Origin of the sequence: Pseudomonas sp. RIT357 (assembly GCF_000632245.1) — a bacterium.
Taxonomy (GTDB): Bacteria; Pseudomonadota; Gammaproteobacteria; order Pseudomonadales; family Pseudomonadaceae; genus Aquipseudomonas; species Aquipseudomonas sivasensis.
This window is the reverse complement of sequence record NZ_JFYX01000015.1, coordinates 22432-46751: the sequence shown is the minus strand read 5'-3', so window position 1 is coordinate 46751 and position 24320 is coordinate 22432. Positions and strand designations below refer to the sequence as shown.

Here is a 24320-nt window from a genome sequence, read left to right as displayed (position 1 = left end):
AGCATTTTTTGAAAGCCCAAACCGCTCAAGCGGATGGCAGCCGTTTTCAAGCTCCAATAGCAGAAAACGGTACGGGTGTTGCAGTGCTTGAACCTGGCAACTGTCACCCACCAGGAATACGGCCAAGGGCATTAAAGCCCCGAACCGAAGACTTCGGCATGGAAGCGGCGCGAACAGCCCCCCTTCCTCCTGTCCCGAAGTTGTTATGCCAGGCCAACGCCTGCTGTAAGTGCTTCAGGACGGAACGGTGGGCACCGTGATGGTGCCCAAATAAATATAGAATGTGGAGACAACCCCCCATGCAAACCGACACAACTCGCGAGAACCCGCAGGGCTCCGTGCCGCTGGCAGCAGATTCGAATATGGATCTGTCCGCCACTGCACCAGGGCAACTGCGCGTGATCAAGCGTAACGGCACTGTCGTTCCTTACACCGATGACAAAATCACCGTCGCTATCACCAAAGCGTTTCTTGCAGTTGAAGGCGGCACCGCTGCCGCTTCGTCGCGCATCCACGACACCGTTGCCCGCCTGACCGAACAAGTCACCGCGACCTTCAAGCGTCGCATGCCGTCGGGCGGCACTATCCACATCGAAGAAATCCAGGACCAGGTCGAACTGGCCCTGATGCGTGCCGGCGAGCAAAAAGTTGCGCGCGACTACGTGATCTACCGTGACGCCCGCTCCAAAGAGCGCGCCGTGCGCTCCCCGGCCGAAGAAGCCGCCGTACAAGCTCACCCGTCGATCCGCATCACCCTGGCCGACGGTACGTTTGCACCGCTGGACCTGGGCCGCCTGAACACCATCATCACCGAGGCCTGCGAAGGCCTGGAAGAAGTCGACGGTGACCTGATCCAGCGCGAAACCCTGAAGAACCTGTACGACGGCGTGGCCCTGACCGACGTCAACACCGCCCTGGTGATGACCGCCCGTACCCTGGTTGAACGCGAGCCGAACTACTCGTTCGTGACCGCGCGCCTGCTGATGGACACCCTGCGTGCCGAAGGCCTGGGCTTCCTGGGCGTGGCCGACAGCGCCACCCACCACGAAATGGCCGACCTGTATGCCAAGGCCCTGCCTGCCTACGTCGCCAAGGGTATCGAGTTCGAATTGCTGAACCCAATCCTGGCCACTTTCGACCTGGAAAAACTCGGCAAGGCGATCAATCACGAGCGCGACCAGCAGTTCACTTACCTGGGCCTGCAAACCCTGTACGACCGTTACTTCATCCACAAGGACGGTATCCGCTTCGAACTGCCGCAAGTGTTCTTCATGCGCGTGGCCATGGGCCTGGCGATCGAAGAGAAACACAAAGAAGACCGTGCGATCGAGTTCTACAACCTGCTGTCGTCCTTCGACTACATGTCGTCGACCCCGACGCTGTTCAACGCCGGCACCCTGCGTCCACAGCTGTCGAGCTGCTACCTGACCACCGTGCCGGATGACCTGTCGGGCATCTACCACGCGATCCACGACAACGCCATGTTGTCCAAATTCGCAGGCGGCCTGGGCAACGACTGGACGCCGGTGCGGGCCTTGGGTTCGTACATCAAGGGCACCAACGGCAAGTCCCAGGGCGTCGTACCGTTCCTGAAAGTCGTGAACGACACCGCGGTAGCGGTCAACCAGGGCGGCAAGCGCAAAGGCGCTGTGTGTGCCTACCTGGAAACCTGGCACATGGACATTGAAGAGTTCATCGAGCTGCGCAAGAACACAGGTGATGATCGTCGTCGTACCCACGACATGAACACCGCCAACTGGATCCCTGACCTGTTCATGAAGCGTGTCTTCGATGACGGCCCGTGGACCCTGTTCTCGCCATCCGAAGTGCCGGACCTGCACGACCTGACCGGCAAGGCTTTCGAAGAACGCTACGAGTATTACGAAGCCCTGTCCCAGTACCCAGGCAAGATCAAGCTGTTCAAGACCATCCAGGCCAAAGACCTGTGGCGCAAGATGCTGTCCATGCTGTTCGAAACCGGCCACCCATGGCTGACCTTCAAGGACCCATGCAACCTGCGCAGCCCGCAGCAGCACGTGGGCGTGGTTCACAGCTCGAACCTGTGCACCGAGATCACCTTGAACACCAACAAGGACGAGATCGCCGTTTGCAACCTGGGTTCGATCAACCTGCCGAACCACATCGTCAACGGCAAGCTGGACACTGCCAAGCTGGAGCGCACCGTCAACACCGCAGTTCGCATGCTCGATAACGTAATCGACATCAACTACTACTCGGTGCCACAGGCGCAGAACTCCAACTTCAAGCACCGCCCGGTTGGCCTGGGCATCATGGGCTTCCAGGACGCGCTGTACCTGCAGCACATCCCTTACGGTTCGGATGCAGCGGTCGAGTTCGCCGACAAGTCCATGGAAGCGGTCAGCTACTACGCGATCCAGGCGTCCTGCGACCTGGCCGACGAGCGCGGTGCCTACGAGACGTTCCAGGGTTCGCTGTGGTCCAAAGGCATCCTGCCGCTGGACTCGCAACAGATCCTGATCGAGCAACGTGGCCAGAAGTACATTGATGTTGACCTGGAAGAATCCCTGGACTGGGCGCCGGTACGTGCCCGCGTGCAGAAAGGTATTCGTAACTCCAACATCATGGCCATCGCACCGACCGCGACCATCGCCAACATCACCGGCGTGTCCCAGTCGATCGAACCGACCTACCAGAACCTGTATGTGAAATCGAACCTGTCGGGCGAATTCACCGTGATCAACCCGTACCTGGTTCGCGACCTCAAGGCTCGCGACCTGTGGGACTCGGTCATGATCAACGACCTGAAGTACTACGACGGTTCCGTGCAGCAGATCGAGCGCATCCCGCAAGAACTCAAAGAGCTCTACGCGACCGCCTTCGAAGTGGACACCAAGTGGATCGTTGACGCCGCCAGCCGTCGTCAGAAGTGGATCGACCAGGCTCAGTCCCTGAACCTGTACATCGCTGGCGCTTCGGGCAAGAAGCTGGACGTGACCTACCGCATGGCTTGGTACCGTGGCCTGAAAACCACTTACTACCTCCGTGCCCTGGCCGCAACCAGCACCGAGAAGTCGACCATCAACACCGGTAAGCTGAACGCTGTATCCAGCGGCAACCATGGTGATGACTCGGTACTCGCTGCTCCAGCCGGTCCGGCACCCGTGCCAAAGGCCTGCGCGATTGATGAGCCGGATTGCGAAGCTTGCCAATAAGCTGAGCAGGTAAGCGCCCAACAGCGCTTACTCGAAACCCCCGATCAACCCTCTGGGCTGGTCGGGGGTTTTCTTTTGCCTGCGGTTTGATCGCTCTCACGCGTGGGGACCGTTTCAAACACACTTTTCTTACATCCACAAAAAAGCCCCTCTCACGAGGGGCTTCTTGTGGAGCATTACCGCATCAGGTCATCTGAATGATGGTCTGCATGATGGTGCTCTGGGTGGAGATGGTCTTGGCGTTCGCCTGATAGTTGCTCTGGGCCTTGATCAGGTCTACCAGCTCGTTGGTCAGGTTGACGTTGGAGTTCTCCAGGGAGTTGGCCACAATCGAACCCAGGGTCCCGGATTGCGGGGTGTCGTAACCCGGCTGGCCCGAGGAGAAGGTCTCTCTCCAAGCGGTACTGCCCGCAGGCTGCAGGCCCTGTTCGTTGTTGAAGCTGGCCAGGGAGATCTGGCCAATGGCCTTGCTCTGCTGGTTGCTGAACGTGGCGAACATGACGCCGTTGCCGTCGATTTTCAGGCCGGTGATCTGGCCGGTGGCGTAGCCGTCGGTAGTCGGTGGGTTGCGGTAGCTGGCAGAGTTGTACTGGGTGATATTGCCCATATTCACGGCAATTGGCCCGGCGGTCGCTTCGTTTGGCGTCCAATTGCCATCGGTCACCGATCCTGGGACCCAGCCAGTGAGCGTCAATGTCTTGCTGCTCACGCCACCGGTAACAACATCTTTAAGCTTACCGGCACCATCAAAAGTGATGGTCGATGGCACAGGTGCAGTGGTGCCGGTCGTTGTCGGCTTGGAACCATCCAGGTTACGACCATCGATCAACGTGTAGGCATTCCATTCGTTGGCGTCGGTTTTCACCATGTACTGCACCATGGCGTGCGAGTTGCCTTGGGAGTCGTACAAGGTGGTGCTGTACTGAGTGGTAAAGGTGGTGGTGTCGCTTGGGTTGAACGGCTTGTCGGTCTGATTGATCACCGGCTCCGACGAGTTCAGGTTACTGGTGGAATCCACTTTGGTGGACGCCTTCGGCGGCAGGTAAGACAAGTTCAGTTGCAGGTCGGTCAAGCCACCCTTGATGATCTTGCCGTCTTCATCCGCTGCGTAGCCTTGCAGGCGCGAGGTGCCGGTGTTGTTGGTGATATAGCCGTCTTTGTCGGCACGGAACGCACCACTACGGGTGTATTCCAGCGAACCGTCGCTGCCCTTCTGCACGAAGAAGCCACCGCCCTGGATCGCCATGTCCAGCACGCCGCCGCTGTTGTTGACGTCACCTTGGGTGAACTGCTGGGACACCGCCGCCAGGTTCACACCATTGCCGATGCTGTTCTGGCCGGTGCCCAATTTGGATGCGGCGTAGATGTCGGCGAATTCCGCACGGGACGACTTGAAGCCAGTGGTCGCGACGTTGGCGATGTTGTTGCCAGTCACGTCCAATTGTTTGTTGGCCGCATAGAGGCCGCTAAGGCCGATATTAAAAGACATGTTTCTCTCCCTCTGCCGTAGTTAGCCGGCTCTATGTACCGATAGTCTGAATTTGCGACAGCTTGACGCTGCCCATGCCACCCGCAAGGTTCAGCAGCATCTCGCCACCGGTCTTGCTCAAAGTCACGCTGGTCACCGTTGCCGGCAACGAAGTGGCCAGGGCCACTGAATCGCCCGCGTCATTCTTGGTCGTGGCCGCGAAGGTGTAGGTGCCCGCTGGAGCCACCTCACCCGCATCGTTCTTGCCATCCCAGATGAAGCTCGCAGTGCCGGCGCTCTGGGCACCCATATCAATGGTGCGCACCAAGTTGCCATCTTTGTCTGTGATCTTGATGGCGACGTTGCCGGTGGCTGCAGTCACAGCTACCGAACCGTTCATGCTCTTGCTCGTATCCACCAGGGCCTTGTCGGTCTGGGTGATGATCGAACGCCCAACCAGCGACGAAGCCTGCAGCGCCTGGGAGGAGCTGAAGTTGCTGGAAATTGCATTCACCGAGTCGTTGAGGGTGTTGATGCCTTCCAGGCTGCTGAACTGGGCCAGTTGGGCCACAAATGCACCGTTGTCCTGAGGCGACAGCGGGTCCTGGTTTTTTAGCTGGGTGACGAGCAGCTGCAGGAATGCATCTTTACCCAACGACTGATTGCCGGTAGCAGCAGCAGCCGTACTCGCGACATTGTTTGTTGCAGTGCTGACCTTGGAATTGAAAAGGTCCTGGACTGCCGAATTAGTAGACGTATCAACGATGGCCATTATTTGGCGCCCCTTATCACTGACCCAGGGTCAGGACCTTCTGCATCATGGTTTTGGCGGTGTTCATCATTTCCGCATTGGTCTGGAACGAGCGGCTGGCGGAAATCATGTCGGCCATTTCCTCGACCACGTTGACGTTCGGGTAGTACACGTAGCCTTTTTCGTTCGCAGCCGGGTGGTTCGGCTCGTAGCGGGCTTCGAGGTTGCTCTGGTCTTCGACCACGCCGAGCACCTGCACGCCAGAGCCTGCTGCGCCCTGCTCCTGGAACAACGAATCGCTGCCGCCGTTCTGGCCGCCCTGGAACATGGTCGCGAAGACCGGGTGACGCGCACGGTAGGTCTGGTCAATGCTCGAAGACACAGTCTCGGCGTTGGCGATGTTACTGGCGACGGTGTTGAGACGCGTGGTCTGGGCGCTCATGCCACTACCGGCAATATTGAAAACACTGGACAGGGACATGGCTTACTCTCCACGAAGGGCCGACATCAGCCCTTTGAATTTGCTGTTGAGCAGCGTAAAGCTGGCTTGGAAGTTCACCGAGTTCTCGGCGTAGGCCGATTGCTCCAGCTGGGCGTCGACGGTGTTCTGGTCGATCGACGGCTGCATCGGCGTGCGATACAGCAGCGACTCGTCACCACTGCTCAGACCTTGTGCTTCGATATGACGGTTGTTGGTCATGTTCAAGGCGAAGGTGCCGTTCTTGGTCTTGTCCTGCTGTGCGGCAAGCACGGCGGAGAAGTCCAGGTCCCGAGCCTTGTAGTTCGGGGTATCGGCGTTGGCAATGTTGTTGGCCAGGACTTCAGCACGCTGGGCGCGGAAGCCCAGGGCTTTTTCGTGGATACCGAGCGCTTTATCGAAGCTGATGCTCATGGCGGAAACCTTTAGGCTGACCTGCTGTTCGTTAACTGGGTTATAGCAAAGCGCATGCCAGTTTCTGAAAAGCCCATGAATCAAGGGTTTACGGGGATATTGCCGGCGGCAATGCCAGAAAAGCGGCAACGGGTCTCCGCGTAGCGCCAGTAAAGCGGCAATCCGGCTTGCCGCTATCCTGAGGATTGCCGCACAAAAAAAATGTGGGAGGGGGCTTGCCCCCGATAGCGGTGTATCAGTGATAGATGCATCAACTGAACCACCGTTATCGGGGGCAAGCCCCCTCCCACATTCTTGACCGCGTACGCTTTATTACTTGGCCTGGTAGATGATCCCAGGGCTGCACTGCACCATCTGGAAATGATCCGGCAGGCCATTGAGCGCCTCGGAAGCACCGAGGAACAAGTAACCGCCACGCTTGAGGGTGCCGTGGATGCGCAAGAGGATGTCTTTCTTCACTTCGGCCGAAAAGTAGATCAGCACGTTGCGGCAAAATACCATGTCGAACTTGCCAAGGCTGGCGTAGCTATCAAGCAGGTTGAACGAGCGGAACTCAACGCGGCTCTTGATTGGCGCCTTGATCGCCCAACGCCCCGCCCCTTTCGGGTCGAAGTAACGTTGCAGGCGTTCCTGTGACAAACCACGTCCCAGAGCCAGGCTGTCGTACTCGCCGGTCTTGCAATTAGTGAGCATGGTGCCGGACAGGTCAGTGGCAACAATTTGTGCCCCGGCCTTCAACTGACCCATGTTTGTCCGTTCGAACTCATCAATGGACATCGAGATAGAGTACGGTTCCTGCCCCGAGGAGCAGGCTGCCGACCAGATACGCAGACGCTGGCCCGGGCTGGCCTTGATAGCCTCCGGCAGCACTTTGCTCTTGAGCACTTCAAAGGGGTAGGTATCACGAAACCAAAGGGTTTCGTTGGTGGTCATGGCATCGACCACCATTTCTTTGAGACCACTGCGCGGCTGCCCCTGGATCCGTTGAACCAACTCGCCCAGGGACTTGATGCCCTGCTGCTCCATCAGTTTGTTAAGACGGCTGGATACCAGGTATTGCTTGTTTTCACCGAGCAATATGCCACAGGCTTTTTCCAGGAAGACCCGGAACTGTTCAAAATCCAAATTACCCGTAGACACTGATACCGCCTCTAAAATCGTAAGACCGCCAGGGCAACAAGCCCTTAGCTGTGATCTGCTGCCTTGATCCGGTCGACTACCCGGGATGCCAGGTCATCAGGACGGAATTTGGCCAGGAAGTCATCGGCACCGACCTTCTTGACCATCGCCTGATTGAATACGCCCGACAACGAAGTATGCAGGATGATATGCAATTTTTGCATGCGTGGATCGCTGCGTATCTCAGCCGTGAGGGTGTAGCCGTCCATTTCCGGCATCTCGATGTCGGAGATCATCATCAAGAATTCTTCTTCCGGTTTCTTGCCTTCATCCACCAGCTTGCGCAGGTAATCCAGCGCCTGGCGACCATCATTAAGCGCCACGACTTCCACGCCGACGGTTTGCAGGCAACGGGTCACCTGCTTGCGTGCCACCGAGGAGTCATCCACCGTGAGCACACGCAGCGAGACCGCCTTATGCGCCGTTTCGGCATCCACCACGCCCACGGAAATCGATTCCGAGGTCGGCGCAACTTCGGCGAGGATCTTCTCCACGTCGATGATTTCCACCAACTGGTTATCGACCCGCGTCACTGCCGTGAGGTAGTGGTCGCGGCCAGTGCCCTTGGGCGGCGGATGAATCTCTTCCCAGTTCATGTTGACGATGCGCTCCACCGAGCGAACCAGGAAACCCTGGGTCTTGGTGTTGTACTCGGTGATGATTACGAACGGGTTCTCGCGGTCCTGCAGGCCAGCCGAACCGGTGGCCAGGGCCAGGTCAAGAATCGGGATGGTCGCGCCACGGATGTTGGCTACGCCACACACCACAGGGCTGGACTTGGGCATGATCGTCAGCTTGGGACATTGCAGCACTTCCCGCACCTTGAACACATTGATGCCGTACAGCTGTTTGCCATCCAGGCGAAAAAGCAACAACTCCAGGCGATTCTGCCCTACCAGCTGTGTGCGCTGGTTTACTGAATCCATTACTCCTGCCATGCCCAGACTCCTACGCTAAAACCTTGAAGGTGCGACGCGCACCCAACACTAAACGGCACGAGCTTTGCTATTTATTGGCCATGGATATTAAAACGACAGTTTCCCGACGCCTTCGATTCCCACAGTACCGCAGATTGCTCTGCGCCTCGGTGGCATTGCTTGCTTCCTGCCTCGGCGCCACGGCCCGCGCAGATAACGTCACCTTGCCTGATCTACTTATCGGCGTCACTCAGGGCTTTCTTGAGTTCACTGTAGAAGATTATCTGGCGACCACCCAGACACCGGGCCGTTATGAAATCCAGGTCAACCAGTTGGACCCGCGCCTGCGCATGCCTATGTGCGACAAGGAATTGACAGCGACCCTGGAAAGCCCCGCTCAGCCTATCGGCCGCGTGACGGTGCGGGTGCGCTGCGATGGCGCCTCGCCCTGGACGGTGTTTGTGCCGGCACAGGTCAAGCTATTCCGCGATGTAGTGGTGGTGGCCCGACCGCTGAAACGCACCGGCATCATTGGTTTTGAAGACGTTGTGCTGCGTGAACGCGACATCAGCCTGATCAACCAGGGCTATCTCACATCAGTGGACCAGGCCATCGGGCAGAAATTGACCCGACCAGTGGTCACCGATCAGGTGATTACGCTGGTGCATCTGGAACAGGCCGAGGTCATTCGCAAGGGCGATCAGGTGGTGATTTCCGCGAGCAGCGGAGGATTGAATGTGAAAATGCCTGGCGAAGCACTGTCCAACGGCGGCATGAGCGAACAGATTCGAGTCAAGAACCTCAACTCCAACCGCGTGATCAAGGCGCGGGTGACAGCCCCAGGGCAAGTCGAGGTCGCTTTATAGATTACTGGTACAGGACGCTGGGTTTTCCTACACTGTGCACGAGAAGTCCCGTGCGGAGATTTATTGTCATTCGCGCCTAAAGTTTGTCCGGGTATGGCCGAAAACATGGCAAGCGTCCAAATACCCAGAGGTTTTTTTATCATGGTCATCGATTTCAGCCGTTTGAATAACGCCCCGACGACGTCAGGCACTACGCGCACCACCAGCACCAAGGACAGCGTAGAAGCCAAGGCCCCGGCGCTGCCCGTCAAGGCAGAACAGGCCAGCCAGAGCGGGGAATCCGTACACCTGAGCAATGAGGCTCAACAGTTGCAGAAGGTCACTGACTCGCTGCGCGATCAACCCGTGGTCAATAAAGCCCGTGTGGCCGAATTGAAACAGGCAATCGCCGATGGCAGCTATAAAGTCGACAGCAACCGTGTAGCCAGCAAGCTGCTTAATTTCGAAGCCGAGCGCTAGGCAAAGGCCTGCGCAGGGCTTTTGGACGCTTAAAACCCAAGGCCAGCCATGCATCACGACGAACATTTGCTGCAACTGATCATTGATGATCTAGCGCCGACGCAACAATTGCTGGAGCTGCTAAGAGAGGAATCACTGGCCCTTTACGGCCGGGATATGCCGTTGCTGGAAGAAATTCTGGCCCGCAAACAGTCGCTGATTGTCCTCTTGGAACAGCACGGCAAAAAACGCAGCCAGATCCTGATCAGCCTTGGCCTGCCGGCAGACCACGACGGCTTGGCGCAGCTGGCCAGCCACTCCTCGGTCGGCGATCAGCTCTTGAGCCAGAGCAAAGAACTCAACCAATTGCTCGCCCAGTGCCAGGAAGCCAACCTGCTTAACGGTCAGTCGATCCAGCTTCAGCAAGCCACGACCGCCAACCAGTTGCGCATACTCCACGGCGGAGAGCCGCCGGCACTGTATAACGCCCAGGGATCAACCTCGCGCCTGGTCAAGCCAAGCACCCGCAGCCAAGCCTGACGCCAGTTTACTGTGCGCCCTATCCAAGGCGCGCCACATGCTGGCAAAATGCCGGTTCTTGCGTGTAGTCGTATTTTGTCTGGAGATGGAAGAACCGTGTTCAACGCCCTTAATGCGGAAGATGCGCCGCAGCCACCCAAGGTGCTCACCACGCCTCTGGAAATCGCAGGCACCTTGCGGATGCTGCAAGACAGCCATGACCCGCTGATCATCACCTTCCATGAGCGCAGCCAGCGCTTCCAGAGCTATCTGGTGGACGTTAACCGTGACAGCAGCACGCTGGCGCTGGACGAAATGATTCCCCGTGATGGCGAACGCCACCTCGAAAACGGCGAACCCTTCCGTATCGAAGGCTTCCACGACGGCGTGCGCGTCGCCTGGGAAAGCACCGGCAACCTCAAAATCAGCGAAAAAGATGGCCACCGTATCTACACCGGCAGCCTGCCGGACGAGGTGGTCTACCATCAGCGCCGCAATGCATTTCGCGCCGCGCTGAAGCTGGCACAACTGGTGAACATCGAGCTCGGCGGCGAAAAACTCAAGGCGCCGGTCAACGGCAAATTGCTCGATATCTCCGCCACCGGCTGCAAACTGCGCTTTGAAGGCGACATCTCCGAACGCTTGCAACTGGGCCAGGTCTACGACCGCTTTATCGCCGCCCTGCCGTTTGGCAGCATGACCACTTCGGTCGAGCTGCGTTACCTGCACTTCGAAGAGAAGATAAACACCACCTTTGCTGGCGTGCGCTTCCACAACATGAGTGGCCTGGTGCAGCGCCAAGTCGAACGTTTTGTGTATCAACTGCAGCGAGAAGCGCGGCGCTTCGACAAGGACGACGATTTTTAATCATTAAAGATCGCGGCAAAAAAACGGGCAGATCCTTTGGGGATCTGCCCGTTTTTACTTTCAGGGGCGCGCCCTGCTCAAGTCATGCGGATGCTCTTCCGGCCCCAGAGGTTCCGGCGGCCCGACAAAGGCTGGCTCATCTACTGGCGCCAGGGGATCAGTTTCCGGCTCAGGCTCAGGATTAGGATCAGGGACATTCTGCATCTGCTCCTGCACCACCTGCTCATCGACCCGTGGATCAAGCGCGGCCACCAGCGGCGAACTCGACATGCTGTCGGGCATCGCCACGTGATGCAGGGGGGCATCCTCCACCTGATGCAAATTGGTCACCGCCTTCGGCCGGATGCGCCATACCAGGATCAACGCACACAGGCTGAAGAAGGCATACAGCATTTGGCTGCCGAACATCTTCATGATCACGCCTGCCAGCAACGGCCCGATACTCGCACCAACGCCATAAGTCACCAGCAGCATGGCAGTCAGCGATACTCGACGGTCGCCTTCCACATGGTCATTGGAAAACGCCACCGCCAGCGGGTACAGACAGAACTGCACCAGCGAACACAGGAAGCCCGCGACAAACAGCACTTCCAGCGGCACCTGAGTCATGATCGCCAGCGGCAAGGCCGCTACCGCCAGGCACAAGGCAAAACAACGAATCAACAGCGCCCTATCATAACGATCCGACAACCAGCCCAGAGGCCACTGCACCAGCAGCCCGGCAAAAATACAGCTACCCATGAACAGGCCGACTTGCTCCGTCGTGAGCCCCTGCTGGGACGCATAAAGCGGCGCCAAACCGTAAAACGAACCGACAATCAGCCCCGCACCCAACACTGTACTCAGCGACTGGGGCACGCGCTTGATAAAGAAACGCGGCTCCATCGGCGCGGGGTGTAAGGCCGCCGGGTGAATACGTCGAGTCATGGCCACCGGCACCAGGCACAGGGCAAAGCACAGCGCCACCAGCATCAGCAACTCAAGGCCAAGCTGGGGATGCATGACCAGGATCAATTGACCCAGCACCAGCCCAAGGTAGGACGCGATCATATAGCCGCTGAATACCACGCCCCTCTGCTTGGCATCCGCCTGCTCATTGAGCCAGCTCTCGATGACCATGTACTGGCACATCATTCCGAGGCCGACGATCATCCGCAGCACGATCCAGGCCGGCAACCAGTCGATCAGGCCATGGCCCAGCACCGCCGCGCCGACGATACCGGCGCAGGTGGCATAGGCACGGATGTGCCCGACTCTCGCAATCAAGCGGTGCCCGATCTTGCCGCCCAAAACCAGGCCAAAGTAGTTGGCCGCCATCAGCGCACCCACCCATAGGCTGTCGACATGGTCGGCCGCCAGACGCAAGGCCAGGTAGGTACTGAGCAGGCCAGAGCCGATCAGCATCATCAAGGACGCGAAATAAAGGGCTCGAAAAGATTTCCAGATCTGACGCATCGGCGTTCCGAGCGGCTCCTTGCAGTGAGAGACAGGGCTATCGGCATGATAGTCCTGGGTGGCCGGTTCCGGACAGGCGGTATGAGCTGTTTCCGGGGATTAATTTGCTTGAACAGCTCAGACGACACGGGGCGTCGTAAGAGGTACACCATCGCGAAAAATACCCGACAGCACCTGCTGTGAACATTGATCGGCGGCAAGGTTCGATTGTTGTTTGAAAAGACCGAGCACGCACAAAAAAGCCCCGCCCAGAATAGTCTGTGCGGGGCTTTGGAACTGGTGTCCCAGGGCCGGTTCGAACGGCCAACCTTCCCCTTAGGAGGGGGATGCTCTATCCAATTGAGCTACTGGGACAAATGACAGCCGTCGGGCCAAGGGCATTGCGACGGACGGCGTGCATGTTAACGGCCGAGTTAGGTTTTGTCATGTCGTCCGTGGGCTTTTTGAGTGTAGGAGGATCCGCGCCCCGGAGGTTGCGGTTTCGACCCGCAAATACGGGCACTCAGGCCAATCGTGCAAAATGCACTACCCCAAAATGCCAGCATTGCAAATTGCAAGCCTTTGACATCTTTATAAATACCTAAACCATTGATTTTATTGAACTAATAGATTGGCACGACACCTGCAATACTTCTCCCATACCACCCCTTCAGCCACGGCGTTAAGCGGAGAACATGACCATGAACAGTGCCCTTTTGTTAACCCTTAACGCCATCGCTCTGGCTACGCTGGTCACATTCCATTTTCAGTCGGCGGGCGATAATGACCCAGCACAGATCAGCCAGGCTGTTCCGCACCACTTGCAACAACGCCCGCAGCTGGCAGTCATGACGCCGAACGCGCAATCCCCGGTACGCTTGACTCAAGGCACTCAGGCCGCCCCGGCCTCCGAACACTGGGTTTTTTAAGGTAACCGCTCATGACCAAAACTGCCTGGCTTTTTCTGTGCCTGACCACTGTCACTGGCATCTACGGCTTGGGTGCCGAGTCCCAGGACACTCAACTCAACGCACTGATTGCGAGCGGTGTCTGCGCCTGCATTCTACTGCTGACCCTTGTTATGGGTCGCCGCATCAAATTCGACCCGGTTTTGCGCTGACCCCCTCCCCCTTCGTCCTACCTTATGTCGCCTCGCCCTAGTAAATCGGCAAATTGCCACTAGTCTTAAAGACAGGGGCAAAAGGCCACTTTGCTATACGATGTGCCGCCCGAATGCCCCGTTGCGGCCCGTTCTACGGGAAGATCGTCAAGCGCCCCTCTCGCAGAAAAGTTTTCCAACCAGTCCGCAAAAATGCAAATCAGTGCTGGCATAAAGCCTTTAGGCAGTTCAATATTTGTCACAGAATTGACGCCAAGGAACTGGCAAATCTGAGGCATGATGCGGCCTCTTTGCAATTCGGGTTGAACTTTGGTCGTGAGTCTTGTCTTAACTCTCATCGCTTGCGGCCAATTCCAAAAACCGCTCCCCTGAACTAACCGGTTAAATATATGCGCCCATTGAAACAGGCAATTTATTCCAGCCGTACGGCTGACAAGTTCGTCGTACGTCTGCCAGACGGAATGCGGGAACGCATTGCCGAGGTGGCTCGCAATCATCACCGCAGCATGAACTCCGAAATCATCGCGCGCCTGGAACAGAGCCTTATTCAGGAAGGTGCGCTAGGTGACGAGTTGAGCATGCGCCTGGATAGTCCTGAGCTGTCACTGCATGAACGCGAACTGCTGCAGCGTTTTCGTCAGCTCTCCCATCGCCAACAAAATGCCCTCGTCTCGCTTATCGCGCACGACGTAGAGGCGGCCGCAGAAGCCAATTGATCTGCAACTGAAAGCCGAGGCCAGCCATGTGCTGGCTTTTTTTTGCCCGGATTTTAGAAAGATAACGCGAGGCTGGGGGGGCAAATTTGCCCCCGCCGTCGGAAGGGATCAGAGCAGGAAGATCGTCGCCAGACCCAGGAAGATAAAGAAGCCGCCACTGTCGGTCATGGCGGTGATCATCACGCTGGCGCCCATGGCTGGATCTCGGCCGAGGCGCGCCAGGGTCATGGGGATCAGCACACCCATTAGCGCTGCCAGGAGCAAGTTGAGCGTCATAGCGGCGGTCATCACCACCCCCAGCGACCAGCTGCCATAGAGCAAGTAAGCCACCAGACCAATCACACCACCCCATACCAGGCCGTTGATCAGACCCACTGCCAGCTCCTTGCGCAGCAGGCGGGAAGAGTTGGCGGTACTCACCTGATCCAGCGCCATGGCGCGTACGATCATAGTAATGGTCTGATTACCGGAGTTACCGCCAATACCTGCCACAATCGGCATCAACGCAGCCAAAGCCACCAGTTTTTCGATAGACCCCTCAAAAAGCCCAATCACACGAGAGGCTATAAATGCCGTGATCAGGTTCACCGCCAGCCAGGCCCAGCGGTTATGCAGCGAACGCCAGACCGACGCAAAAATATCTTCCTCTTCACGCAAACCCGCCATGTTGAGGACTTCGGTTTCACTCTCTTCACGAATAAGGTCGACGATTTCGTCGATGGTCAGACGGCCGATCAGCTTGCCGTTCTTGTCGACCACGGGCGCCGAGATCAAGTCGTAGCGCTCAAAAGCCTGCGCCGCGTCGTAGGCGTCTTCGTCCGGATGAAAACTGACGGTATCGCTAGCCATCAGGTCAGCAACCCTTTTTTCAGGATCGTTGACCAGCAGCCGCTTGATCGGCAGCACGCCCTTGAGAATGCCTTCGTAGTCAACCACGAACAGTTTGTCGGTATGACTCGGCAGCTCTTTCAAACGACGCAGGTAACGCAACACCACTTCAAGGCTGACATCCTCTCGGATGGTGACCATCTCGAAGTCCATCAGCGCGCCGACCTGGTCCTCGTCATAGGACAACGCGGAGCGCACGCGCTCACGCTGTTGGCCGTCGAGTGCCTCCATCAGCTCATGGACAACATCACGGGGCAGCTCAGGGGCCAGGTCAGCCAGTTCGTCGGCGTCCATTTCCCTGGCCGCAGCCAGGAGCTCGTGATCGTCCATGTCGGCGATCAGGGTTTCACGAACAGAATCGGATACTTCGAGCAGGATGTCGCCGTCGCGGTCGGCCTTGACCAACTGCCAGAGGGTCAGTCGATCATCGAGCGGCAAGGCTTCGAGAATGTAGGCAACGTCGGCGGAGTGCAGATCATCGAGCTTGCGCTGCAATTCGACGAGGTTTTGCCGGTGAACCAGGTTTTCGACGCGGTCGTGGTTTGGACCTTCCTGACGATGCGTAAGGTCTTCGACCACGCGCTGGCGCTGCAGCAGCTCAATGACTTGAGCCAAGCGATCTTGCAGGCTTTCTTGTGTTTTCTTTACTTCTACTTCGGTCATAGGCGAACTCCACTCCCAGCAGCGGGGCACGCCGGAAGGATCAATCAGTCAATTCATGATTGGTAAAGCGGGGTACTGAGTAACTACTGGGTAAGTCCATGGAGGTATTCCACAAGCCCCGGCGGGGCTGACGGGCGCAATGATACACCGACCGACCATCTTAAATGTCAAAAAACTGGAAAGAACAAGCGCTTGCGAGCCAAAGCTGAGTATTGGCTGCATCTTAGAACTGCGACGCCACGGCGCGAAGGGAAAACACACAAGGAAGGAGAAAAAGATAAAGTCCGACACAAACCCCAGACGGCAAAAAGCCCGCACTAGGCGGGCTTTTTGTTTGTATGGTGCACTCGACAGGATTCGAACCTGTGACCGCTCGGTTCGTAGCCGAGTACTCTATCCAGCTGAGCTACGAGTGCAGATTGTGTTTTTAGACCAGATCACAACTGGTTGAAGCCAAGTTAACCGCATTACTGCAACTAACTCTTAAATGGTGCACTCGACAGGATTCGAACCTGTGACCGCTCGGTTCGTAGCCGAGTACTCTATCCAGCTGAGCTACGAGTGCATTTGTTGCCGCGCATTATAGGCCGTTCAATCTCTATGTAAAGCTATTTTTTCGTTAATTTTCAACAACTTACCGAAAAAACCAGATTGCAACGTACTAAGCAAATAATGGCGGAGAACGGGGGATTCGAACCCCCGACACCCTTTTGAGGTGTACTCCCTTAGCAGGGGAGCGCCTTCGGCCACTCGGCCAGCTCTCCGCAACACGGGGCGTATATTAACCACGTTCCTCCCCGTTTGCAAACATAAAAAACGATAAAAATTAAAGGCTTGGTTCTTCGTCCTTCTCTTTCTTGATCCGCAGGTAGATTTCCTCGCGGTGGACCGCTACCTCTTTCGGAGCATTAACCCCGATACGTACTTGATTGCCTTTGACGCCGAGCACGGTCACGGTGATTTCGCCATCACCGATAATCAGGCTTTCTGCGCACCGACGAGTCAGAATCAGCATACCTTTCTCCTCACGCATTTCATTTCAGGAACAACAGTCTGCAAAAAAAAGGCGTTCGACCTACGACCCGAGAGTCATAGCCCTAACGACCTAAGTATTGTCGAGCGCACACAAAAGACCATGCGCCCTACAAAAAAAGGAAAGGCGCGGTAGACCGCGCCTTCCTGGCACTACATCACTCGCCCTGTCGGGCCGGAGCGTCTAGCTCAAACGCGGTATGCAGCGCGCGCACAGCAAGCTCCAGGTACTTCTCTTCGATCACTACCGAGACTTTGATTTCAGACGTGGAGATCATCTGGATATTGATGCTTTCCTTGGCCAGAGCCCCAAACATGCGGCTGGCAACGCCGGCATGGGAACGCATGCCCACACCCACGATCGACACCTTGGCAATCTTGATATCGCCGACCACTTCACGGGCGCCAATCTCGCTCGCGGTGTTCTCCAGGATTTTCAATGCCGCATCGTACTCGTTGCGGTGCACAGTGAACGTGAAATCGGTGGTGTTATCGTGCGAGACGTTCTGCACGATCATGTCGACTTCAACATTCGCATCACTGATCGGGCCCAGAATCTTGAAGGCCACGCCCGGGGTGTCTGGCACGCCACGGATCGTCAGCTTGGCTTCATCGCGGTTGAAAGCGATGCCGGAAATGATCGGCTGTTCCATGGATTCCTCTTCATCAATAGTAATGAGGGTGCCCGGACCCTCTTTGAAGCTGTGCAATACGCGCAGCGGAACGTTGTACTTGCCGGCGAACTCCACCGCGCGGATCTGCAAAACCTTGGAACCGAGGCTGGCCATTTCCAGCATCTCTTCGAAGGTGATCTTGTCCAGACGCTGGGCCACGGAAACGACACGCGGGTCAGTGGTGTAGACGCCATCCACATCGGTGTAGATCTGGCACTCATCAGCCTTGAGAGCTGCCGCCAGAGCCACGCCGGTAGTGTCCGAACCACCACGCCCGAGGGTGGTGATGTTGCCGTGTTCATCCACACCCTGGAAGCCCGCTACAACTACCACGCGACCAGCTTTCAGATCAGTGCGAATTTTCTGATCATCGATCTGCAGAATGCGCGCCTTGGTGTGCGCACTGTCGGTGAGGATACGCACCTGGCTGCCCGTGTAGGACACCGCAGGAACGCCACGCTTGTTCAGGGCCATGGCCAGCAAGGCGATGGTCACCTGCTCACCCGTAGAGACGATCACGTCCAGCTCACGCGGGAGCGGTTGCTGGTCGCCACTGATTGCCTTGGCCAGCTCGATCAAGCGATTGGTCTCGCCGCTCATGGCCGACAGCACCACCACCAGGTCGTCGCCAGCATCGCGGAATTTCTTAACCTTGTCGGCAACCTGCTCGATTCTTTCGACAGAGCCGACCGAGGTGCCTCCAAATTTCTGTACGATCAAAGCCATTTCTAAGCCGCCTCAGCCCGTAAAGGGGCGCCTAAATATCCAATCAACCAGCACCGAACAAGCCCGCGACTAGACCACGGGCCAGTTAACAGCGCCTTAAATACCTGCCTCGACAAACGGCACGGTCAGGGCCAGGGCCGCATCCAGAGCACCGGCATCGACACCACCGCCTTGCGCCATGTCCGGACGACCACCGCCCTTCCCGCCCACCGCCGCGGCGGCTTGCTTCATCAAATCACCGGCCTTGAGTTGGCCAGTCAGGTCTTTGGTTACACCGGCAACCAGAACGACCTTATCCTCATGGACACCGCCGAGCAGGATCACTGCGCGGCCGAGCTTGTTCTTCAACTGATCGACCAGGGCCAACAGCGCCTTACCATCCTGACCATCCAGGCGCGCCGCCAGGACTTTCACGTCCTTGACGTCCACCGCAGAAGACGACAGATCGTCGCCCGCCGCACTGGCTGCCTTGGCCTGCAACTGCTCCAGCTGTTTTTCCAGAGCACGGTTGCGCTCCAGCACGGCGGACAGCTTGTCGATCAGGTTGTCGCGGCTGCCCTTGACCAGGCTGGCCGCTTCCTTGAGTTGTTCTTCGGCCGCATTGAGGTAGGCCAGGGCCGCAGCGCCAGTCACCGCCTCGATACGTCGCACACCGGAGGCCACACCGCCTTCACTGATGATCTTCAGCAGGCCAATGTCGCCCGTGCGGTTGGCGTGGATACCACCACACAGTTCCACCGAGAAGTCGCCGCCCATGCTCAGTACGCGCACGTTGTCGCCGTACTTCTCGCCGAACAGTGCCATGGCGCCCTTGGCCTTGGCGGTCTCGATATCGGTTTCCTCGGTTTCAACCGGGGTGTTCTTGCGCACTTGTGCATTGACGATATCTTCCAGGGCCTTGATCTGCTCCGGTTTAATCGCTTCGAAGTGGCTGAAGTCGAAACGCAGACGCTGGCTATCGACCAACGAACCCTTCTGTTGGACGTGCTCACCCAGCACCTGACGCAATGCAGCGTGCAGCAAGTGAGTGGCCGAGTGGTTCAAGGCGGTTGCATGCCGTACTTCGGCATCGACCTGCGTGTCCACTGGCGCGCCGACCGTCAAGTTGCCCAGCACCAACACGCCGTGATGCAGGAACGCACCGCCGGTCTTGGTGGTGTCACGCACTTCAAAACGACCCGATGTCGAGCTCAGGAAACCACAGTCACCGATCTGGCCGCCCGACTCGGCGTAGAACGGCGTCTGGTCCAGGACCACAACGGCTTCGTCGCCTTCATTTAGAACGTCGACCGACTTGCCATCTTTATAGAGGGCAACGATCTTGGCCGAGCCAAGGGTCGCCTTGTAGCCAGTGAACTCGGTAGGCACATCAACTTTGACCAGGGTGTTGTAGTCCAGGCCAAAGGAGCTGGCGGAGCGAGCACGTACGCGCTGGGCTTCCATCTCACGCTCGAAGCCGGCTTCATCAATGGTCAGCTCGCGCTCACGGGCGATGTCAGCGGTCAGGTCCATCGGGAAGCCATAGGTATCGTAAAGCTTGAACACCACATCGCCCGGCACCACGGTGCCTTTGAGCTCAGCCAGGTCCTGTTCCAGGATCTTCAGACCGTGCTCCAACGTCTTGGTGAACTGCTCCTCTTCAGCCTTGAGCACGCGCTCGATGTTGCCCTGCTGCTGCTTGAGTTCTGGAAACGCTTCGCCCATCTCGGCCACCAAGGCGGCAACGATTTTGTAGAAGAAGCTGCCGGTGGCGCCCAACTTGTTACCGTGGCGGCAGGCTCGACGAATGATGCGGCGCAGCACATAGCCACGGCCTTCGTTGGACGGCAGCACACCGTCGGCAATCAGGAAGCCGCAGGAACGAATATGGTCCGACACAACCTTGAGCGAAGACTGGCCCTCATTGGCGCAACCAATGGCCGCCGCCGACGCGCTCAGCAGGTTGGTGAACAGGTCGATTTCATAGTTGGAGTGAACGTGCTGCATCACCGCACTGATCCGCTCCAGGCCCATGCCGGTGTCCACCGACGGCGCCGGCAGCGGATGCAACACGCCATCGGCGGTGCGGTTGAACTGCATGAATACGTTGTTCCAGATCTCGATGTAACGGTCGCCGTCTTCTTCCGGCGAGCCCGGCGGGCCACCCCAGATGTCGGCGCCGTGATCGTAGAAGATCTCGGTGCAAGGGCCACATGGGCCGGTATCGCCCATCGTCCAGAAGTTGTCGGAGGCGTAAGGCGCGCCCTTGTTGTCGCCGATGCGAATCATGCGCTCGGCAGGCACACCGATTTGTTGGGTCCAGATGTCATACGCTTCATCGTCCGTCGCGTAGACGGTGACCCAGAGTTTTTCCTTTGGCAGCTTCAGCACGCCGGTCAGGAAGGTCCAGGCGAAGGTAATCGCATCTTTTTTGAAATAGTCACCGAAGCTGAAGTTACCCAGCATTTCGAAGAACGTGTGGTGACGGGCGGTATAGCCGACGTTTTCCAGGTCACTGTTCTTGCCGCCGGCACGTACGCACTTCTGGCTGCTGGTGGCGCGGGTGTAGGCGCGCTTTTCCTGGCCCAGGAAGCAGTCCTTGAACTGGTTCATCCCCGCGTTAGTGAACAGCAGGGTTGGGTCATTGCCTGGGATCAAAGAGCTGGAGGCGACACGGGTGTGACCTTGCTCTTCGAAGAAGCGAAGGAAGGCTTCACGGATTTCTGCGCTTTTCATTAGGTTCTTCCACGGAGGCTGCGGCCAAAGGCCAGTGCGCAACATCATCAGACGGAGCGACGGCAAAAGGCCGCATTATATCGGCCCTTTGCCGGGGGTACAGCGTGTTTATGCGATAGAAACGCTCAATTAGACGGTCTGCACGATCATTTGCGCGAAAATTCGACGAATGTCGCAAGCACCTGCTCAATCTGCGCCCGACTGACATCCAGATGAGTGACCATACGAAGGCGTGGCGCGGCGCTCAACTTGATCCCGCGTTCGGCAGCAAAGGCCTTCAAGGCCTGGGCCTGATCGCCGATCTGCACGTAGACCATGTTGGTCTGCACCGGCTCGACCTCATACCCCGCTTTGCGCAGCTCTTCGCCCAGCCACTGAGCGTTGGCGTGGTCATCAGCCAGGCGTTGCACCTGATGATCCAAGGCATACAGCCCCGCCGCAGCCAGGGAACCGGCCTGGCGCATACCGCCACCGACCATCTTGCGCAAACGCCGGGCCTTGGCGATCAACATCGTAGAGCCGCACAGCACCGAGCCGATGGGGGCACCTAGCCCCTTGGACAGGCACACCGACACCGAATCGAAATGCTGGGCGATCTCCCGCGCATCCACCCCAAGCTTGACCGCCGCGTTATAGATTCGCGCGCCATCCAAATGGAGGGCCAAGCCATGTTCACGGGTAAACGCCCGCGCCTTGGCCAGGTATTCCAAGGGCAGCACTTTGCCTTGCATGGTGTTTTCCAGAGCCAGCAAGCGGGTGCGGGCGAAGTGGAAATCGTCCGGCTTGATCGCGTCCCGTACATGGTTCAAATCCAGGGAGCCATCCGCCTGCACTTCCAGCGGCTGCGGCTGGATCGAACCCAACACTGCTGCACCACCGCCTTCATATTTGTAGGTGTGGGCCTGCTGGCCGACGATATATTCCTCGCCGCGCTCACAATGAGCCATCAACGCCAGCAGATTGCTCATGGTGCCGGTGGGCACGAACAACGCCGCAGCAAACCCAAGACGCTTGGCCAATTCAGCTTCCAGCAGATTGACGCTGGGGTCTTCACCGTAGACGTCATCGCCGCTGACGGCAGTGGCCATCGCGTCCAGCATGCCGGGGGTGGGTTGGGTCACGGTATCGCTGCGCAGGTCAATCACGGTCATGAAACAGGCCTCTAACAGGTTGAGTACGTCCTTTTATCGACGATTACTGCGGGCAAAGCCCCGGAATATCAAGCCCCGTTTGCATTCAATCGAATACCAACCAAACAAACCGATATAGGTTATCGATACGGCGTCCGTGCAGTTTTTGAAAAACCATGTTAAAAATCTCCCCGCCGCCAGGGTTCTGGTGGCAACGTTCTCAGGGCGGGGTGTAATTCCCCACCGGCGGTAATTACACGCAATGTGTATAGCCCGCGAGCGCTTGGCGCCTCGAACTGCTCACGCGGGACGGCGACAAGGTCAGCAGACCCGGTGTGATCCCGGGGCCGACGGTCATAGTCCGGATGAAGAGAGAACGGGATTGAGACCTAAGGGCCGCGCGCCTATTGACGCATGCGTACCCTTAAATCCCATTCGATTCATAACGCCCTGTTTTTTTCTTAAACAGGAGTCAGAACATGCAACCCACCGCTATCGACAGCAAAAGCAAAAACCACTACGGCGAGCGCGTCGCGTTTATCCAAGCCTGCTGGCACAAGGATATTGTCGACCAATCCCGTAAAGGCTTCCTCGCCGAAATGATCGCCCAGGGCTACCAGGAATCGGACATCGATTTCTTCGAAGTCGGCGGCGCCTTTGAAATGCCCCTGCACGCCAAGCTACTGGCCAAGACCGGTCGTTACGCCGGTATCGTTGCCGCCGCGCTGGTGGTGGACGGTGGCATCTACCGTCACGAATTCGTCGCCCAATCGGTGGTCAGCGGCCTGATGCAGGTGCAGCTGGAAACTGAAGTGCCGGTGTTCTCGGTATCGCTGACGCCGCATCACTTCCACGCGGGCAGCGAGCACCACGCGTTCTTCCATGATCACTTTGTGCACAAGGGCCAGGAAGCTGCACGCACGTGCGCCGACACCCTGCACAAAGTACGGGCGATCCGTCGTAGCGAGCCACGGGCGGTAGCGGTCTAAGCAACACTGCAAAACAAAATGTGGGAGGGGGCTTGCCCCCGATAGCAGTGTGTCATTCAGCTCATCTGTAGCTGAGACACCGCCATCGGGGGCAAGCCCCCTCCCACATTTGCATCCGGTTACGCCTTGAGACCTATGCCAGGCCAGCGTCCGTGGTCGGCACAATCAATATCCCTGCCCGCAAACCATTCTTCACCTTAGGGTTGGGAAAGATGATGCGTGCGCCCTCCTCCTCGATCACCCAACGCGTCTTGGCCACATCTTCGGCCAGCAGATAACCCTTTTCCAATTCCGAAAAGTTTTCCACGTCAGCCGGCAAGTGCAGCAGGAAAGCATCACTGTGCTTGATGACTTCACGCGATACGGCGAACAGTTTCAACCCGTCCAGGCTGTCAGTCTCAGGCTCCGTGCCTTCGATGATCTGTTTGAGGCGCAGCTCCAGGCGGGAAACATTCACCCCTTGGTTCTGCCCGAATGGCCGCGCCTTGCCCAGTTCCAGGGTGAAAGCTTCGGCGTCCAGTTGCTCGTAGGTAAACGCCGTGAAGGTGATCGACGTCTTGTTCTGCAGTAGCACCGCTTCCATGCCGGCAGCGTTCAAACGCGCCAGTTCGCGACGCGAATGCTGGCGCCCGTCTTTCCAGGGGTACAGGGCAAACTGCTCAATCTTCGAGCCGCGAATGGCGGTGTGCAAATCGTAATGCAGGCGCGAACGGCCAGGCTGGCTGAAGAAGCTACGGGCCAGTTGTTCAAGCTCGGCGGCGCGCATGGCTTCGGGGCCGATGTTTTTTTCGTGACGGCCGTTGAACAGCCGGTTGACGTCCAGTTCGAGGTAACGCTCGCCGCGGCGCATCGCCTCGGGGTTGCCGAATAGGAACAAAATACGAGTGCGGGGTTTGATCTCCCCACGGGCGATGCCATGCAACAAGCGGTCGAGCAGTTCGATCGGCGCGGTTTCGTTGCCATGGATGCCGGACGACAGCAGCAGGTCGCTGCCATTGTCCCGTGCTTCAGGAGGACGCACTTCAAGCGCGCCCTCGCTGAGCCAGCGCATCTGCACGCCGTCGACAGTCGATTGAATTTTTTGCGCCGGTTCACGACCGGCGAGGGTCAGTTCAAGCAATTTGCCGAGGGCGAGCATACGC

At 57.8% G+C, this 24320-nt stretch carries 22 protein-coding genes, 4 tRNA genes and 1 riboswitch; of the genes, 9 read left to right on the top strand and 17 right to left on the bottom strand.

Annotated features, from left to right (window positions below):
- Positions 1-299 precede the first annotated feature (299 nt).
- On the top strand, positions 300-3194 hold the full coding sequence (locus BW43_RS14820; RefSeq protein ID WP_032886782.1) for a ribonucleoside-diphosphate reductase subunit alpha: 2895 nt from the start codon (positions 300-302) through the stop codon (positions 3192-3194).
- 184 nt (positions 3195-3378) lie between these two features.
- Here BW43_RS14820 and flgE read toward each other — a convergent pair whose 3' ends face one another.
- From flgE to BW43_RS14850, 6 genes are all read right to left on the bottom strand, one after another.
- Positions 3379-4683, bottom strand: a complete 1305-nt coding sequence (gene flgE / locus BW43_RS14825; protein ID WP_032886780.1) for a flagellar hook protein FlgE — start codon at positions 4681-4683, stop codon at positions 3379-3381.
- Positions 4684-4714: 31 nt separating this feature from the next.
- A complete protein-coding gene (gene flgD / locus BW43_RS14830) occupies positions 4715-5434 on the bottom strand; it encodes a flagellar hook assembly protein FlgD (protein WP_032886778.1) in 720 nt (239 codons plus the stop codon).
- A 16-nt stretch (positions 5435-5450) separates the two neighbouring features.
- Complete coding sequence (gene flgC / locus BW43_RS14835) at positions 5451-5894, bottom strand: flagellar basal body rod protein FlgC (protein WP_032886776.1); 444 nt, start codon at positions 5892-5894, stop codon at positions 5451-5453.
- 3 nt (positions 5895-5897) lie between these two features.
- Positions 5898-6305, bottom strand: coding sequence for a flagellar basal body rod protein FlgB (gene flgB, locus BW43_RS14840; RefSeq protein ID WP_032886775.1), 408 nt, complete (start codon positions 6303-6305; stop codon positions 5898-5900).
- A 312-nt stretch (positions 6306-6617) separates the two neighbouring features.
- Positions 6618-7445, bottom strand: a complete 828-nt coding sequence (gene cheR / locus BW43_RS14845; RefSeq protein ID WP_032886774.1) for a protein-glutamate O-methyltransferase CheR — start codon at positions 7443-7445, stop codon at positions 6618-6620.
- Between the two features lie 44 nt (positions 7446-7489).
- Positions 7490-8422, bottom strand: a complete 933-nt coding sequence (locus tag BW43_RS14850; RefSeq protein ID WP_032886773.1) for a chemotaxis protein CheV — start codon at positions 8420-8422, stop codon at positions 7490-7492.
- Positions 8423-8502: 80 nt separating this feature from the next.
- Between BW43_RS14850 and flgA the strand changes: the two genes are divergently transcribed.
- The 4 genes from flgA (at position 8503) to BW43_RS14870 (ending at position 11091) form a co-directional block, all read left to right on the top strand.
- Positions 8503-9267 carry a flagellar basal body P-ring formation chaperone FlgA gene (gene flgA, locus BW43_RS14855; RefSeq protein WP_032886771.1) on the top strand — a complete coding sequence of 255 codons (765 nt, stop codon included), beginning with the start codon at positions 8503-8505 and terminating at the stop codon, positions 9265-9267.
- A 141-nt stretch (positions 9268-9408) separates the two neighbouring features.
- Positions 9409-9726 (top strand): flagellar biosynthesis anti-sigma factor FlgM, encoded by a 318-nt coding sequence (flgM, locus tag BW43_RS14860; protein WP_032886769.1) that lies wholly within the window; start codon positions 9409-9411, stop codon positions 9724-9726.
- 48 nt (positions 9727-9774) lie between these two features.
- Positions 9775-10245 carry a flagella synthesis protein FlgN gene (locus tag BW43_RS14865; protein ID WP_032886768.1) on the top strand — a complete coding sequence of 157 codons (471 nt, stop codon included), beginning with the start codon at positions 9775-9777 and terminating at the stop codon, positions 10243-10245.
- 96 nt (positions 10246-10341) lie between these two features.
- Positions 10342-11091, top strand: coding sequence for a flagellar brake protein (locus tag BW43_RS14870; RefSeq protein WP_032886767.1), 750 nt, complete (start codon positions 10342-10344; stop codon positions 11089-11091).
- Between the two features lie 60 nt (positions 11092-11151).
- On the opposite strand, the gene BW43_RS14875 is transcribed toward BW43_RS14870, so the two are convergent.
- Complete coding sequence (locus BW43_RS14875) at positions 11152-12546, bottom strand: MFS transporter (protein WP_032886765.1); 1395 nt, start codon at positions 12544-12546, stop codon at positions 11152-11154.
- 277 nt (positions 12547-12823) lie between these two features.
- Positions 12824-12900: transfer RNA gene (locus BW43_RS14880), tRNA-Arg, on the bottom strand.
- Positions 12901-13226: 326 nt separating this feature from the next.
- Here BW43_RS14880 and BW43_RS14885 point away from each other — a divergent pair.
- The 3 genes from BW43_RS14885 (at position 13227) to BW43_RS14895 (ending at position 14361) form a co-directional block, all read left to right on the top strand.
- Complete coding sequence (locus BW43_RS14885; protein ID WP_032886764.1) at positions 13227-13454, top strand: hypothetical protein; 228 nt, start codon at positions 13227-13229, stop codon at positions 13452-13454.
- Positions 13455-13465: 11 nt separating this feature from the next.
- Positions 13466-13645, top strand: coding sequence for a PA3371 family protein (locus tag BW43_RS14890; RefSeq protein WP_032886763.1), 180 nt, complete (start codon positions 13466-13468; stop codon positions 13643-13645).
- 389 nt (positions 13646-14034) lie between these two features.
- Positions 14035-14361: an Arc family DNA-binding protein gene (locus BW43_RS14895; protein ID WP_003175643.1), complete on the top strand. Its 327-nt coding sequence runs from the start codon at positions 14035-14037 to the stop codon at positions 14359-14361.
- Positions 14362-14469: 108 nt separating this feature from the next.
- Here the strand turns inward: BW43_RS14895 and mgtE are convergent, their stop codons facing one another.
- The 8 genes from mgtE to ltaE all read right to left on the bottom strand — a co-directional run bounded on the left by mgtE (position 14470) and on the right by ltaE (position 22210).
- Positions 14470-15912, bottom strand: coding sequence for a magnesium transporter (gene mgtE, locus BW43_RS14900; RefSeq protein ID WP_032886762.1), 1443 nt, complete (start codon positions 15910-15912; stop codon positions 14470-14472).
- Between the two features lie 339 nt (positions 15913-16251).
- A tRNA-Arg gene (locus tag BW43_RS14905) sits at positions 16252-16328 on the bottom strand.
- A gap of 72 nt (positions 16329-16400) precedes the next feature.
- Positions 16401-16477 (bottom strand) — tRNA-Arg (locus tag BW43_RS14910).
- Positions 16478-16585: 108 nt separating this feature from the next.
- A tRNA-Ser gene (locus BW43_RS14915) sits at positions 16586-16676 on the bottom strand.
- 62 nt (positions 16677-16738) lie between these two features.
- Positions 16739-16927 (bottom strand): carbon storage regulator CsrA, encoded by a 189-nt coding sequence (gene csrA, locus BW43_RS14920; RefSeq protein WP_003175645.1) that lies wholly within the window; start codon positions 16925-16927, stop codon positions 16739-16741.
- A 175-nt stretch (positions 16928-17102) separates the two neighbouring features.
- On the bottom strand, positions 17103-18344 hold the full coding sequence (locus BW43_RS14925; RefSeq protein WP_032886761.1) for an aspartate kinase: 1242 nt from the start codon (positions 18342-18344) through the stop codon (positions 17103-17105).
- A 96-nt stretch (positions 18345-18440) separates the two neighbouring features.
- Positions 18441-21059: an alanine--tRNA ligase gene (alaS, locus tag BW43_RS14930; protein ID WP_032886760.1), complete on the bottom strand. Its 2619-nt coding sequence runs from the start codon at positions 21057-21059 to the stop codon at positions 18441-18443.
- Between the two features lie 146 nt (positions 21060-21205).
- Positions 21206-22210, bottom strand: coding sequence for a low-specificity L-threonine aldolase (ltaE, locus tag BW43_RS14935; RefSeq protein WP_032886759.1), 1005 nt, complete (start codon positions 22208-22210; stop codon positions 21206-21208).
- Between the two features lie 191 nt (positions 22211-22401).
- A riboswitch (FMN riboswitch) is annotated at positions 22402-22571 on the top strand.
- 97 nt (positions 22572-22668) lie between these two features.
- On the opposite strand from ltaE, the gene BW43_RS14940 reads away from it, so the two are divergent.
- The gene (locus tag BW43_RS14940) at positions 22669-23178 is read left to right on the top strand and encodes a 6,7-dimethyl-8-ribityllumazine synthase (RefSeq protein ID WP_032886758.1); all 510 of its coding nucleotides are present in this window, start codon (positions 22669-22671) and stop codon (positions 23176-23178) included.
- A 133-nt stretch (positions 23179-23311) separates the two neighbouring features.
- On the opposite strand, the gene astE is transcribed toward BW43_RS14940, so the two are convergent.
- On the bottom strand, positions 23312-24316 hold the full coding sequence (gene astE, locus BW43_RS14945; RefSeq protein ID WP_032886757.1) for a succinylglutamate desuccinylase: 1005 nt from the start codon (positions 24314-24316) through the stop codon (positions 23312-23314).
- Positions 24317-24320: the final 4 nt, after the last annotated feature.